This window comes from Bradyrhizobium sp. 170 (assembly GCF_023101085.1).
In the GTDB taxonomy this organism is placed as follows: domain Bacteria; phylum Pseudomonadota; class Alphaproteobacteria; order Rhizobiales; family Xanthobacteraceae; genus Bradyrhizobium.
Window position 1 is genome coordinate 1,777,566 of sequence record NZ_CP064703.1, and the last position, 14,260, is coordinate 1,791,825.

A 14,260-nucleotide genomic window follows, 5' to 3' on the forward strand; every position below is an offset into this window, starting at 1 on the left:
ATCGCCTTTCGGCCAGCGCCACGACCGTCGGACAGATATAGCGATTGCCGTAGTTGGCTAGCTTTGGCATCTGTGTCGCGGTTCCGCTTACCACACCTCTTCGCGGTGAACTAAGCTCCGAGGGCACGATTTCGGCTTGTCATGGCAGAGTACGAGCTCGGACGCGAGTCTGACGAGCAGCACGGGCAACCATCCAAAAGCAATGTCGCTGCCGCAAGCTTAGCACTCGATTAAACAAATGAGCATCGGAGATCATTCCGCGGCCGGAGGGTATAGCTCTTGCGCAAGTACGACGTCGGCCTATCGCTCGTAGACCGAAGCAGCAAAGGCTCCAACCTACCATTCCCAACAGCATGCTACGTTGGATATCACGGCTCAATTTACGCGGTATCCGGCTTCGCGTCAGGAGCACAGCGGATACCAAAATCGCCGTGATGCGTGGCCCAAGCCGTTGAAAAGGGCGATTGTCATATCGACTACATGACGGTGAATTCACGCGCAGTCCTGAGAGCCTAGAAGAATACCGACGTAGATACCAATATATTCAGGGCGTGTCCTGTTTGCGGCGTGTAGGTAATGCTTGTCGGGTGATTGATGTACGTCAGTCCTACGGTTGTATATATCCCGGGCGCCAGATGCGCCGTATACAGTCCCGAAATTGCTGTGCTGTCCCGGTGCGCCAGCTGCTCTTTCCCCAGTGCAGCGTCCACCGCGAAATGGCTCCAGATGGTGTTGTTGACAACAAGACTCATCTGATCAGTGGGCCGGCTGTCAAACAGGCCCTTCGCATACAGGCGAAGCTCGTAGTACTGACTAGCCCTATTTAGGTCAGGCGGAGCGTACATCGCAGAGAACCCGCCATAGATTCCGCGAGATGCCGAGCCGTGGACGGCAGACTGCCAGAATTGCCTGTCCGCAGCTACATAGTAGACGCTGTTCGCCTTGGCTGTCGGTTGCGTCGGATGCTGTAGGTCCGTGTAGCTGCTGTTGTTAAAGCCCGCGCCAGCCCGCAGCCAAGTCTCGGGTACCCCGGGAGTAGGCTTGTTCTTATAGCAAACTTCATCAAGTAAAAGAATGCCCGCGTCGCGCGTGCTCCAGTTCAAGCCAGTGGGATTTTCACTTACATGCGTATATTGACCGGCTGGACTGAGCGAGCGCTGGATTGAGAGCTTGTTATATAAGCGATCGTCAAAATTGTATTTCAGATTAAGAGCCGGCGTTGGCGCCCAATTGTTGCTCATGCCCGCTTGGAACAGCATCTTCGACGAGGGTCCAAAAACTTTTTCTCCGGCACCCGCAAACTCATGTTGGTTTCTGAGGTAACCCACTTTGAGTTCGATCTTCCTGTCGAAGAACGTTTGATAGTAAGAAACTGCATTGATTCCCAGTCGGTCTGGCCCGGCGCTCTTCCATGTCCAATATTGATGCTCGGCTCCCACGACGATCTGACCGTCGGGAATTCCAAACCGAGCGAGGTCATAGGTCACGATCATAGAGTTGACCGTACTAAATGTCGGATTCTGGCCGACATATTGTTGATTGGCGATGGTGCTTCTGGCGGCATTACCGAGTTGATTGTTGACAAACGTGTTTAGGGTCCAGCCAGCGAATCCAATCCCGAGATCCGAAAGCTCGGATCTGACAGAAGCTGTATCCTGATCTATCGTGTCCGCAGGACCAGGCCCAGTGAACGCCGCACCTTTTTCGCGGAGATTCTCGAATTTTGCGAATGGGTCAATCTGCTTTTGACCCCTGCTCTTGGCGATGTCCTCCGCACTATCGCGCTTTGTGGTAGACCTAGCTGCTTTTGGCAGCGAGTTCCCAGCAAGGCGCGCTGCTCCTTTGGGCCGGCCGCTTCGGAAGGTTATGGCCGGATTCGAAATTGTTTGGCTTCTTGCCTTGGCTAGCTCATCGGGGCTCTGACTTCTAGGGCCAGAGACATCGCCAGGTTGTGCCGCCGCCGAACTGCCGGCAAGACTAGCTATCAGGGAAAGGAGAATACGCCCTCTTGGCTTCGCACTTGGTCGAGAGATGAAAGCAACTACGCCAGCCGAGTATGCCCGCATGGATACTGGCGCTATTCCGCAACAATGCATCGTGATTTCCACGTCCGTGATTTGAATAAGGTGCACTTCCACCTGACGGCCTAGAGCGGTTCTCGATCCTTTGGGCTCAAGGCGGTCTAGGTGACGCTTGAGGCCAGGCGGCATCTCTATGCCAACGAGACCCGCTCAGCCTTCCGCGCTATCACCACTGCTGGCCAACGTGGCGGGTACCCAGCGCGACGCAACCCAGCCGCTCCATCGCTAATCGAATGCAAGCATCTGCTGCACCGTGTCGACACGGAGAGTGGCCTGCTCGATGTGAGCGTTCGCTAGCAACAGATTGGCGGCCAGCGCACGGAGCCCAGGGATTCTCGCGACAAATCCGCTGCCACGAGGATGTTCTTCAACACAGAGCCGCGCCAGTAGGCCAGTAGCTGAGCTCGCATAACAACACGCCAGACCCTAGAAACGCCGCCCGCAGCTCGGTCCATGGGATGAAGCACAGGCGGGCAGAAGGGGCTAACATTGTTTGACGTCCGTAAGCTCGCTGAGGCCGGCATGAGGCCTTGATTGGCTCTCATGGGAAGATGGAGAGCGCGATTGGAGGCGTTTTGATAGCTGCGGGACGAGACAGAACATCCATCAGCTCGATTGGATTTACCGGATCTATATCGCATCGCGACTTCGTCCTTGATGTGGCCCGAGCGAGTTTCACCGGCACTGACTGGCATGTGTCCGTCATCTCCATCAATTGCTAGGTTTGGTAGGTTGACCGGGCGCGGGACGTCGGCCTCGCTGCGCGAATCGCAGGTATCGTGCCGCTCGGCGCGAGACCGTCCCGGCGTCAGGGACGAACTCCGGTATGGCAGCATCGAGGGGCGCCATTCTGGAAGGTCGCTTCGGTTCCGGTTGCGCGAGGCTCTTACGGGAAATGATTGTTTCGAGGCCGTGATCCCGCGGGATCCGGTTCTAACTTTCGTGCTGGATTACCGTTGGCGCCGTGTCGCGCCGGCGCTGGTCCTTTTGTGCTCTTTGGTCTAGCGCTCATCGCGTCGACGAGTTGCTGCTCTGGATTGCACGCGGCGGTCCGTGGCGATCCCGCTCGAGCGGCGACCATGCACATCAATAGGATCCGTCGTGCATCACCACGAAGCGCTCCGCTTTGCTGGGAGTTCGTATCCAGCGTAGACCGCGGGCTGATTGCGGTATCCCGGGCCGCCAGCGCTTGAGTCAGCTCGAATATCTTCGTACATCCGGACGAGCTCGATCAGGTTTTCGATACCGAAGTCGCTGAACGCCTAGATCTCATCTTCTCCGACGCGGTAGACCCAGATGAAGCCGTCCTCGATCGCCATTTTGTTGGCGACGTCCCGCAGCCAGTCGTCATCCTGGTCGAAGTCCGCGGCCATACGGGCAATGGTGGTGATGTGATGAACTTTGTCGGTCACGCCGCTTGAGCGGACTGCGTTGCAGTTGGGGGCGTCCAATTCCCGGCAGCAACTCGCCCAGCCGTCTTCGCGGCTAGGGCCGGGGCGGCTCTCGTCGCGCAGCTGCGCACGGCGTCCTTTACGAATTTGGCGCTGTACGTGAGTGCACCAGGTGAGCGAAACTCGTTACCCGGGCTTCTGGCGCGTAACGGAAGATAATGCATTCATACGATCACCGCTCCTTGGCTGGTCTTAACAGAGCGGCGTGCCAAGATATGCATCGAATGCGGACGCCACAGCGCGAGTTAGAAAACGATGCTCCTGCCTCACGCGGATGAATCCCTTTTCCACCTCCACGATCCCATCCTCGGCGAGCATTGCCAAGCGTTCGGGTGAACCGAGGAAAGGGACCGGGTCAAATCCATGAGTAATGCAAATTGCCGCAACGTCGACCTCGAAATCGCACATCAGCCGCTCGATGATTGCGGCCCGGACGCGGTCTTCGAGGCTGAGACAGTAGCCCTTTGACGTCGCCAGACGGCCGGCATTGATTTGGTCGCTGTAAGAACCCGCTGCAACTTCGTTCTGGACGTAACCGTCGCCAAGGCGGCCGATGGCCGACGGGCCGAAGCCGATGACTTTATGGCAGGTGTCGGCCGAGTAACCCAGTGAGTTCCGCCGCAGGCGACCGGTTTTCCGCGCCAGCGCGAGCTCATCGTCCGGCAAGGCGAAATGGTCGAGTCCGATTTGGCGGTAGCCCGCAGCAATCAGTGTATTGGCCATCGCCGCCGCCTGTTCCGCACGGGCAGGAGTGTCTGGCAGCGCTGCCTCGTCGATCAGGCGCTGATTCTTCTTAAAGGAAGGAACGTGCGCGTAGCCGAATACCGCAAGCCGGTCTGGTCGCATGGCCACCGCCGTAGTCGCGGTCTGAACGCAGGACTGCACCGTCTGATTTGGCAGACCGTAGATGAGGTCGAAGTTGATGCGGATTATTCCATGCTGCCGCAGCGTTTCGACAGCGCGCTCTATTTGTGCCTCACTCTGAACCCGGTTAATGGCCTTTTGAACAATTGGATCGAAGCTCTGGACGCCCAAGCTCGCGCGGTTCACGCCGGCAGCCGCTAACGCTTCGGATGTGGCTAGCGTGAACGTGCGCGGGTCGATCTCAACAGCGATGGCGGCCGTTTTCGAAACCGCAAAGCTGCGGCGCAGAAGTTCCATCAGTGCTCCGAACTGCGCGGGCTCGATGAGGGTCGGCGTTCCACCGCCGAAGTGCACGTCGCTCACAGGCAGCCGTTGCGGCACCTGCGCCGCGACCAACTCGATCTCCCTGCGAAGAACCGCCAAAAATTCTAGGATGGGTGAATCCCGGCGAGTGATGCTTCGAGCGAAGCCGCAATACCAGCAAATCGATCGACAGAACGGAACGTGGAAATAGAGCGATACGGACTCATTAACCGGCAGGCGCTGCAGCCATTTCTCAGAGGCTTCGGCGCCGACCACCGTGGAGAACTGGGCTACAGTTGGATAGATGGTGTACCAAGGAAGGCGGGCATCGCAATATTTTTCCAGGACCGAGGTCTGCAACGATTGTTATCCTATGTTTACGAAATTTGTGGTCGCAAGCGAAGTCTTTTGCATTCCTTTTTGCCGACAGTACTCCGGAATGTCGCTGGAGAATTGGGAGCTTGCGTGACGGCCGATCTGCTGACGAAACACGGTGTGGGCTAGCAAGCCGTTCCTCTCGAAGACAGAGAACAATTGCTGCAGCGAGATACTCGAATCAACACGGCCACGACGGGGCCCCAGATCCAACTCCGGTTCGCCAATCTCCGACCTTCGCCAACGAGACATCGACCAGGCCCGTTGACGCTGCTAGAGCTCGAACTGCTCCACGACCTGACTCGTGCGAGGTTCATAGACCAAGATTGATACGTACCCGCAGTCTCCATCAACTGACAAGGTTGGTAGTTGACTTCTGCCTGGCGTATTCCCCATTCACCGAGGGATCCTGCGCCGGCTCGGGGACATCCCGGTACGTAGTCGAACTTCACCAATGCGAGGGTCGTTGGTGTCGCGCGGCGCAACGGCTGTTGGCGTGAGTGTGTTCTCGAGTTGGTATGGAAAAAGCAATGAGCCGCGTAGGCGAGCGAGAAGTGATCGATGCAATTGAACAGCCGTTTCAGACTTGCCACCGGTTTTGCACAGATCGTCAATGCACCTTTGGTGGGTGGTGGTCGTCTTCGTGTGTCTGGGCACTGCAGGAGTCTATTTTTTAACCGACGTCAGACAAGATCTCGAGAGCTCGGCGGCCCGTGAAGTTGCTCCAAGGCTGAGCTTTGAGCTGGTCCCGCAAATCTGAACAGTGCGATAAGTGGAGTTTCTGCCTGACGGCGGGCAAGATTGACCCGCGAATCAGGAGAGACGATGAGCAGACGAGCACGGCGGAACCACACTCCGGCTTTCAAGGCGAAGGTGGCGCTTGCCGCCGTCAAGGGTGACCGCACGCTGGCGCAACTAGCGGAGCAGTTCGACGTTCACCCCAATCAGATCACATCGTGGAAGGCCCAGCTCGAAGGCAGCGCTGCCGATGTTTTCGGTCCGGGCGGCGGGAGTCGGATCGCCGAACCCACCGTCGACGTGAAGTCGCTGCACGCCAAGATCGGCGAGTTGACGCTGGAGAACGATTCCTAAGAAACGGCAGCACCTACTTTCGGCTCCAAGGGCTGGAGAACAAAGCCGAATGCCTTGGCACGCCGATGCAAATTGTTGACCACTCGCGTCCGGTAACGCGTCTCGTAGGACGAGGCCCCGGGATCGACATAGTCCATTCCGTATCGCACAGCATTGTAGAACAGAACTGCGATCTTGCGGGCCGTGGCGGTCACGGCCTTGGCCTTGCCGATGCGCGCTGAGAGCCGTCTATAAAAGGCGCCGAGCGCGGTGTCTGTACGACCCACGGTCACGGCAGCAAGGCGCAGAAGTGCCGCCGCCCGGCCGCCGGATCGGCGCGTTCGGGACGAGAGCATTTTGCCGCCGGAGACCTTGTTGCTCGGCGCCAGTCCCAGCCAGGAGGTAAAATGCTTTGCACTTGGCCACGAGGAGAGGTCGTCGCCGCATTCAGCGATCAGCTTCAGCGAGAGGTAAGGACCGAGGCCGTCGATCGTGGTGATGTCCTTTCCGAGCAACGCGAACAGCGCCTCGCGGACGTCGAAAGCTAGAGCGTTCGCCTGATCGGTTCGATTCCGACGCCGCGAGGCCCGCGGCGCTGATCCATGGCCATGACCGCGATGGATGCTGAGTTCCTTCAACACGGCTTCGATCCGGGCGTCGCAGGCAGATGCCTTCTCGTGGTAGGCGTCGTAAAGCGCAAGTGCCTGCTCGAGCGCAAACAGATGCTCGGCGCGGTAGCTTCCGGTGAGCGCCTTCGCGATCGTCTCGGCGCTGGAGTGGCAACTGTAATGGCGCAAGCACGCCAGCGCCTCAGGATCGCGCTCGCCGGCAAGGATCGCGCGTATGATACGCAGGCCGGTCGCGCCGGTGATGTCGGCGACGACGTGGTGCAGCTGAAGATTCATCTCCGTCAAGGCCTTCTGCATATGCTTGATGTGTGAGGCCGCGTACTCCAGCAGACGCTCGCGCTGACGCACGTAGGCTCGCAGCTCGGCAATCTGCCCTTTGGGCCGAAAGCTGGCCCGCAGCAACCCGAATGAATGGAGCCGCTGCAGCCATTGCGCATCGCTGACATCGGTCTTGCGCCCCGGCACGTGTTTGGCATCGCGCGCGTTGACAAGAAACACGGTAAATCCCCGGGCATCGAGAAGCTCGAAAATCGGAATCCAGTAGACGCTGGTTGATTCCATGACGACGGTCTTGACGCCGCATTCAGTAAACCAGTCGACCAGCCGATGCAGATCGGCCGTGAAGGTACCGAAGCTGCGGACTGGCTCCGGTGCGCGATCTGCCCTCACGGCAGCCATATGCATAGTCGCTCCGACGTCGATGGCAGTCGCGTTCGGGTGCACCATCGGCATCTTACCACCGTTCCTCGACTTCGATCTTTTGGGGTTCATCTCCAATCCTCCTGCTGACGGCCGCGGAAGGGCTGGGCTGCGCTATTGGTCAGATTCCTAAACGGGATCGCCGGATGGCGTCACCACTCTCAAGTGCGCAACAACCCATGGACCAGGTTTTTTAACGGGGTCACGTGCCACCAAAATCGTATCGGCCGCTCCCTTCCGGTCGGCAATCTAGCGCCGGCCCGTTTCTATGCCACAGGGGGAGCGCAGCGCCGCGCATAGTTGTTTTTTAGAAGGAGCGCTCACCAAGGCGGGATTGCTGAGCGCAAAGCGATGATCGACCGTGAACACGATCTGCCGATCAGCAAGCAGGCGGAAGCTCTGAACATCAGCCGCGGCAGCGTCTACTATCTGCCGCGTCCAGTGCCGCCCAAAGACCTCGCGCTGATGCGGCGTCTCGATCGGCTGCATCTGGAGTTTCCCTTCGCCGGTTCGCAAATGCTGAGAGACCTGCTGGCTGCCGAGGGGTGCAAGATCGGCCGCCGGCATGTCAAAACGCTAATGCGGCGGATGGGGATAGAGGCGCTCTACCGCCGTCCGCGCACCACCCAACCCGAGCCCGGCCACAAGATCTATCCGTATCTGCTGCGCGGTATGGAGATCACGCGTCCGAACCAGGTCTGGGCGATGGACATCACCTACATCCCGATGGCGCGAGGCTTCGTCTATCTCGCCGTGGTGCTGGACTGGGCGACCCGCCGGGTTCTGTCGTGGCGGCTGTCGATCACCATGGAGGCTGCATTCTGCGTCGCGACACTGGAAGATGCCCTGGCCCGTCACGGCAAGCCGGAGATCTTCAACACCGACCAAGGCTCGCAGTTCACCGGCGCGGCGTTCACCGGCGTGCTCACCGACAACGGCATCGCCATCAGTATGGACGGCCGGGGCGCCTGGCGGGACAACGTGTTCGTCGAGCGGCTGTGGCGCAGCGTCAAGTACGAGGAGGTTTATCTGCGGGCCTACGAGAACGTCAGCGAAGCTCGTGCCTCGATCGGCCGATACCTCGACTTCTACAACCGCGCATCAGAACACCCATCTGTCTATGTTGTTGAAGAGAAGAGAGTTTGCTGATCGGGATGCGATCCCGTGGGGTATCTTGGGTTCTGTCGCGCTCGTTCGGCGATAGATTGAGCGGCACTTGTTATCAGCGAGGCGCGGGCGAAGATCCACGGGCCGTCCGATAGCGGATGGATGGCTTCGATCTCGCCGGCTTCGGCGGCTAGCCGGAGCGTCTTGGGCGCAATCTTTAGAAGCTTTGCCGCGTTGCCGAGGTTGAGCCAGGGCTCGATCCCGTCCTCGGCGGGCTTGAACACCGGGATGTGGTAGTTCGAGCGCATTGAGGTGACGCGCTCGCGGGTCCAGCGATTGCCGTTGCCCGTCTTGAGGCCGTTGCGGTTGAGGAGGCCGGCAATCAGATCGTCGCTGGCGATCAGCACCAGCTGACGGACGGCATGGATGATATCGGCAGAGGTGCTGTTGCGCTGTCCACGCCGGCGCTTGGGCAGGCGTATCTCGCTGTGAACGCCGCCGACCCAGTGGACGATGAGGACGATCTCGGACGCGGCATCGTCTATATCGGCGACGACCTCATGGATGAGGGTGCGCACAACGCGCTTCTTGAGGCGAGCATCCGTCGTCGGCGCATCCCAGACCGTTTTGAGGTTTGAGGCCAGAACGCCGAGCGAAGCTGGATCGGCAATCGGCGCGGGCGTCGCCGCATCATGCATGGCGATCTTGCCCTCGACCTCCGCCACGTGAGCGAGCGCCCTGTTCCAGCGCGCTTCAAGCTCGCCCGCCACCAGCCGGTTCGCGGGGTCAGCGGCATCGTATTGGCGGAAGGCCCGGTCGGCGGCATAGCGCGCCGCTTCGAGGTCGCGACTGAGAGCCTCGCGCACCTGATCCCGCCGTTCCATGGCTCCCTTGGCGCAGCGGTTGCAGCGGCGATAGCGCCCGGACCGACGACGCCAAGCAGTGCGTCCTCGGTTGCATCATCAACGCGCAATCCGCCGAAGGCGATGCAGTGAGGGCCGCCATTGTCCATCCAGGCGCGGTTGCAGCTGTAGCGCGGGATATGGTGCTTCATGCCGGAGTAGCGGAGTATGAGCTTGCGGCCGCAGCGCTTGCACCGGATCAGACCGGCCAGCAGCGCGTCTCCATGCTTGGGCGCGCCGTGATGCCGACCAGTGGGAACATTGCTGCTGACCATGGTGCGGATCGCCTCGAACCTCTCCCAGCTCACGTACCCGTCGTGGGTGTTGGGCTTCAGCGCTAGCCATTCGTTGCGCGCCTTGCGGCGGACCTTCACGCTCACGCCCTCGGCGCTGTATCCCGCCGCAACCACCGTCTTACCACAGGCATAGGCGCCGCCGTAGACCGGGTTCTCAATGATCCGGTGGATGGCAGAGTAGCTCGGTCGCCGCCAGGCCGTGTCGCCGTTGTTCTGCTTCACCGGCAGATCGAGATTGTACTCGTGGAGCCAGCAGAGCGCCTGTCGCGCGCTGCCCAGTTCTTCGACCTTGTCGAACACCAGCTTGATCGCTTCCTGGACACGCCGATCCGGGTCTTTCTCATAACGGTCGCCGGCCTTCATGAAGCCGACGGGCGCCGCTACAACCAACTCGCCGCGGCGCGCCTTTTCGTAGCGGGCCGAGAGCGAGCGCTGGCGCAACAGATCCAATTCATACTCGTTGAGGCTGCCCTTGAGCCCGAGCAAGAGGCGATCGTTACCGTGCCTCGGCGCATAGATAGTCTCCTGATCGACCAGAACGGTATCGACCACACGGCACATCTCGATGAGTTGCTGCCAATCCCGGCTGTTGCGAGCGAAGCGCGAGACCTCGCGGGCGCAAACCGCACCAACCTTACCAAGGCAAACCTCCGCTACCATCCGCTCGAAGCCGGCGCGTTGTACCCCACCGGCGGCCGAACGACCGAGATCATCATCGATCACTTCGATCTCTGACCACCCGAGCGCCGTCAGCCGGTCCCGCATGGCGTATTGCAGCGCGCTGCTCTCGCGACTGTGCAACACTTGATGCGCTGAGGATTGACGCACGTAAAGAATCGCCTTGCGCGCGAGATGATGAGGCCTGACTCTGTCAGAGATCATGACCGACCTCCTTCGCGCGCGGCGTTGTCATCGCCGCAGCGTGGTCGAGGATCAACTGCGTCATCAGACTCGTCAGGGCCGCCCGTGCTTCCGCCGGCAGCTCCGGCCATGCCGGCGCGCCGATCGCGCCGTTCAACGGGACGCTCCCGAACAGATCCATCTGCTGCGGCGACCGCGGCTGTTGAGTGTGTCGGTATCCGCTCCCTGGCATTGCCGTCTGGCGTGACATGAGTCGCTCCCCGGTTCTGGTCGTGAGAGCCTCTGGATGCACCAGAAAGCAGGGCAGCTGATGGCGTTCGATCCTTCAACGCCAGATCGATAAGTGCAGAAAGCGCGGCGAGTGCATCGATGCTAACAAACGGCTGAGCTGTCAAAAGCTCGGCGTCAGGGCATGCCGTCCGGTCGAACATCCATGCCGGTACTTCAAGCCAACGATCTGCTTGCGACCCGTCCAGCGTGCAGCGAAAAACGATATCACCGGCCTTGTCGACGGCCCCATGAACGCAAACTCGGCGACCAAACCAAGGATGATGCCGATAAAGAACCTCGCGAAGAACGGTCCTGTGGGCGTTCTCAAACCTTGTTGTACAATGGCCGCCGTCCACATTCGAGCCTTGACGGCAGCACACCGGATCAAGCCTACTTCACCTCGCTGCCGCTCCGCACGGCAGCCTAACCCCGGCAGAGGCTCCACTTATCGATGCGGAGATTCTGTTCAGACAATCGGGACCGGCTCACTTGTCACCGACGCCGGGGCGGTACCTTCGGAGGTTCCATCGGGACAGGCTCACGGTCAAGCGGCTTCACCCGAGCTCGTGTACTTCGTCGGCACGGCGTGTGCAGAAACTTCCAAATACCGGCGCAAACCAGGACGCCGGGCGCTTCCCCGAAAACGCATAGCCGAAAACGAGGCTCAAGAACCAGAACGCATTCTTCTTCTAATTCAGTGCATCCAGCCTCTTGAGATTGGATGACTTGACCTACGATCGAGCCCTCCGCCGCGAACATTCTACTCGAGGGCACTGTTCGTTGGATAGCCACAAAGCGCGCAAACCAACAAGCAAATCGTCCGGATGGACCAAGTACGGCGCATAGCCCGGGAGATCGCGGCGCGCCTGATAGTTCTACGCGGTATTCCTGACTGCCTCAGCTAGCATCGCGTAAAGGTGCCGCTTGCTCATTTCCTGAGCTATCTAGCGCCTTTTGCGACAGCTTCTTTCCAATGCAGTCGCGACCGGCCGCCATCACCGTCGGCCCTCGCTTAGGGGCGGGTCTAATCTTGGGTTTTGCTGTTGGTGGTTTGTGACCTCGAGTCAGGCCTAACCGAGCTAGCCTGCCGCAAACTGCGTTGCGACTGCACTCGAGATGACGCGCGATCTGCGCGGCACTCTGTCCCGCGGCCCAGAGCTTTTCCAGCTGTGCCAATTCTCTTCTATTCCAGCGCATGGAAGATACTTTAGTGCCAGTTGTGACGTCAGGTTAGTTTACTCTTCGTCCGGCTCGCGCACCGCCGTTTGGTCTCCTGTTCATTCATTCTACGAAAGCCCGCATCGCGAGTGAAGGAAAAACGAGTCTCCTTGGCACACCGCGCTCTCTTCTTAGTCCCTACCGTGATTAGGGTCCCATCTGCGCGCGCAATATAAGTAGTCGAGTGGCAACCGGGCGTGCCGCTGGGTGCCATCGCGGCGAGTGCTTGCGTCCTGATGTTGACTACCACAAAAGCGAGTTCGCGCGCCTCCCCAATCTTGATAGGGGAGCTTCGCTCGCCTTTCCACTATTCTTCATCGACCGGGGCCGAACCAAATTCCCAAGTAACTTCGGCCGTAAGATAATTTCAGAGTTCTGACGATTGTGCGAGCTCTCGCGAAGCCCAGCCATGGACATGCGTCACACATTGTACTGTAGGGCCCAGCTCGTTGTGTTTCGACTGAGCTTCCATGCGAGTGCAAATAGCGCATGAGCCGAGCTTTCAAAAATTGCGCGCCAATGTCCGCGAGACAATCATGACAGACTTATCGGCAGAGAACGCTTGCGAGGAGGCTGACATCCCGCTGAGCCGCCTTGATGTAAGCGAGCCCAAGCGCTTTGAAGATGATACCGTTTGGCCTTGTTTCGAGCGGCTGCGAAGGGAAGATCCCGTCCATTATTGTGAAGACAGCCCGTACGGTCCATATTGGTCGATAACAAAATACCGCGACATCGTAGCCGTGGATTCAAATCACACAATATTCTCGTCAGAGCGAAGCGTCACAATTGTGGACCCGCCGCAGAAGTATTGGACTCCCAGTTTTATTAAGATGAGTCCTCCTGTCCATGCTCAGCAGCGTAAGACTGTCAGTCCGATCGCGGCATCGGAGAACCTGGCGAAGCTTGAAGGCTTGATCCGCTCGCGGGTTCAGAAGATCTTGGACGGTTTGCCACGCAATGATACCTTCAACTGGGTCGATAGAGTCTCGATCGAGTTGACGACCCAAATGCTGGCCACGCTGTTCGACTTTCCATTTCAAGATCGACGGCTGCTGACCTACTGGTCGGACGTAGCCGCCTTGAGTCCACAAATGGGCCACCAGATCGACGGCTGGGAAAAGCGAAAGGCGGTGCTGTCCGAGTGCTTGGACTATTTCACACGTCTTTGGAGCGAACGGGCAAAATCCGAGCCGCGCGCTGACCTAATCTCTATGATGGCGCATTCACCGGCGACCCGAAACATGGAGCCATGTGAGTTCCTGGGCAACCTCATTCTGCTGATTGTTGGAGGTAACGATACTACGCGCAACTCAATTACCGGTGGCGTATTGTTCATGAGTCAAAATCCGTCCGAACTGCGAAAACTCCGCGATGATGCTTCGCTAGTGCCCGGGGCGGTATCCGAGATTATACGATACCAAACGCCTATCGCGCATATGCGCCGGACCGCTGTGGACGATTTCACGATAGGGCACAAGCAAATCAGGCGAGGCGATAAAGTTGTGATGTGGTACATCTCTGGCAACCGAGACGACGAGGTTATTGCTAGCCCCAACAGCTTCATCATCGATCGAGAACATGTACGGCAACATCTCTCTTTTGGCTTTGGGATTCATCGTTGCGTGGGTAGGCATCTTGCAGAGCTGCAGCTGAAAATCCTGTGGCAGGAGATGCTGAAGCGATCTCTGGAGGTAAAGGTGGTCGGCGAACCGGAGCGAGTTCAATCCAATTTTGTGCACGGTTATTCCGCACTGCCGGTGCAGATTCCAGGTTAGTCTCGGTTGCGAGCGACATTCAACACTGGTCATATCGTGCAGAACCAGTTAGGACCTCGTGAAGACCAGTTGTCTCGGTAAGTTCACCGGGGTTGCCTTGCGGGCTTCTGGGTGTTTTGACGATTGCCGGCAGGGCCACAGCGTCGCTATCCCGCCGAAGACCTTGGCCGGGCGGTTGCGATATTCATCGCGCTACCCCCTGGTACCACCTCCAACGGCCTCGCTTTCTGTGTCCTGGTTGTGCTCCGCCGAGCGGCCCTCTCGCCTTGTTCTGGGCGAAACGCTCGCTCGCGTTCACCTTTGGAGGGATGGTGAGCGGATCGGCTCTCTCCGCGAAGCCCCAAGTGGCGGACCGATC

General features: G+C 59.1%; 9 protein-coding genes and 2 pseudogenes. 3 read left to right on the forward strand and 8 right to left on the reverse strand.

Features of this window, described 5'->3' with window-relative positions:
• Positions 1-512: 512 nt before the first annotated feature.
• The 3 genes from IVB05_RS08475 to hemN form a co-directional block, all read right to left on the reverse strand.
• A complete protein-coding gene (locus tag IVB05_RS08475) occupies positions 513-2,066 on the reverse strand; it encodes a carbohydrate porin (RefSeq protein ID WP_247519345.1) in 1,554 nt (517 codons plus the stop codon).
• A 1,277-nt stretch (positions 2,067-3,343) separates the two neighbouring features.
• Positions 3,344-3,493, reverse strand: coding sequence for a hypothetical protein (locus IVB05_RS08480; protein WP_247519344.1), 150 nt, complete (start codon positions 3,491-3,493; stop codon positions 3,344-3,346).
• A gap of 231 nt (positions 3,494-3,724) precedes the next feature.
• A complete protein-coding gene (gene hemN / locus IVB05_RS08485; protein WP_247783841.1) occupies positions 3,725-5,059 on the reverse strand; it encodes an oxygen-independent coproporphyrinogen III oxidase in 1,335 nt (444 codons plus the stop codon).
• Positions 5,060-5,899: 840 nt separating this feature from the next.
• On the opposite strand from hemN, the pseudogene IVB05_RS08490 reads away from it, so the two are divergent.
• Positions 5,900-6,160: pseudogene (locus IVB05_RS08490) on the forward strand (transposase); the annotation flags it as partial.
• Between the two features lie 2 nt (positions 6,161-6,162).
• Here the strand turns inward: IVB05_RS08490 and IVB05_RS08495 are convergent.
• Positions 6,163-7,545 carry an IS110 family transposase gene (locus tag IVB05_RS08495; protein ID WP_247783842.1) on the reverse strand — a complete coding sequence of 461 codons (1,383 nt, stop codon included), beginning with the start codon at positions 7,543-7,545 and terminating at the stop codon, positions 6,163-6,165.
• Between the two features lie 231 nt (positions 7,546-7,776).
• Between IVB05_RS08495 and IVB05_RS08500 the strand changes: the two are divergent.
• Positions 7,777-8,622, forward strand: a pseudogene (locus IVB05_RS08500) (IS3 family transposase); the annotation flags it as partial.
• Here IVB05_RS08500 and IVB05_RS08505 read toward each other — a convergent pair.
• The 4 genes from IVB05_RS08505 to IVB05_RS08520 all read right to left on the reverse strand — a co-directional run bounded on the left by IVB05_RS08505 (position 8,592) and on the right by IVB05_RS08520 (position 12,106).
• The gene (locus tag IVB05_RS08505; protein WP_247783843.1) at positions 8,592-9,158 is read right to left on the reverse strand and encodes a recombinase; all 567 of its coding nucleotides are present in this window, start codon (positions 9,156-9,158) and stop codon (positions 8,592-8,594) included. The pseudogene IVB05_RS08500 and the gene IVB05_RS08505 sit on opposite strands and share 31 nt — an antisense overlap.
• A complete protein-coding gene (locus tag IVB05_RS08510) occupies positions 9,122-10,660 on the reverse strand; it encodes a recombinase family protein (protein ID WP_247783844.1) in 1,539 nt (512 codons plus the stop codon). Before IVB05_RS08510 ends, IVB05_RS08505 begins: the two co-directional genes overlap by 37 nt.
• Positions 10,650-10,796 carry a hypothetical protein gene (locus tag IVB05_RS08515; protein WP_247783845.1) on the reverse strand — a complete coding sequence of 49 codons (147 nt, stop codon included), beginning with the start codon at positions 10,794-10,796 and terminating at the stop codon, positions 10,650-10,652. The genes IVB05_RS08510 and IVB05_RS08515 overlap by 11 nt, the downstream gene beginning before the upstream one ends.
• A 1,010-nt stretch (positions 10,797-11,806) precedes the next feature.
• On the reverse strand, positions 11,807-12,106 hold the full coding sequence (locus tag IVB05_RS08520; protein ID WP_247783846.1) for a GcrA family cell cycle regulator: 300 nt from the start codon (positions 12,104-12,106) through the stop codon (positions 11,807-11,809).
• Positions 12,107-12,663: 557 nt separating this feature from the next.
• Between IVB05_RS08520 and IVB05_RS08525 the strand changes: the two genes are divergently transcribed.
• Positions 12,664-13,902, forward strand: a complete 1,239-nt coding sequence (locus tag IVB05_RS08525; protein ID WP_247783847.1) for a cytochrome P450 — start codon at positions 12,664-12,666, stop codon at positions 13,900-13,902.
• Positions 13,903-14,260: the final 358 nt, after the last annotated feature.

Bases quoted from the DNA above. Each gene is read 5' to 3' on its own strand.
- IVB05_RS08510 (WP_247783844.1), bottom strand. From the start codon at position 10,660: ATGATCTCTGACAGAGTCAGGCCTCATCATCTCGCGCGCAAGGCGATT.
- IVB05_RS08495 (WP_247783842.1), bottom strand. From the start codon at position 7,545: ATGAACCCCAAAAGATCGAAGTCGAGGAACGGTGGTAAGATGCCGATG.
- IVB05_RS08525 (WP_247783847.1), top strand. From the start codon at position 12,664: ATGACAGACTTATCGGCAGAGAACGCTTGCGAGGAGGCTGACATCCCG.
- IVB05_RS08520 (WP_247783846.1), bottom strand. From the start codon at position 12,106: ATGCGCTGGAATAGAAGAGAATTGGCACAGCTGGAAAAGCTCTGGGCC.
- IVB05_RS08475 (WP_247519345.1), bottom strand. From the start codon at position 2,066: ATGCGGGCATACTCGGCTGGCGTAGTTGCTTTCATCTCTCGACCAAGT.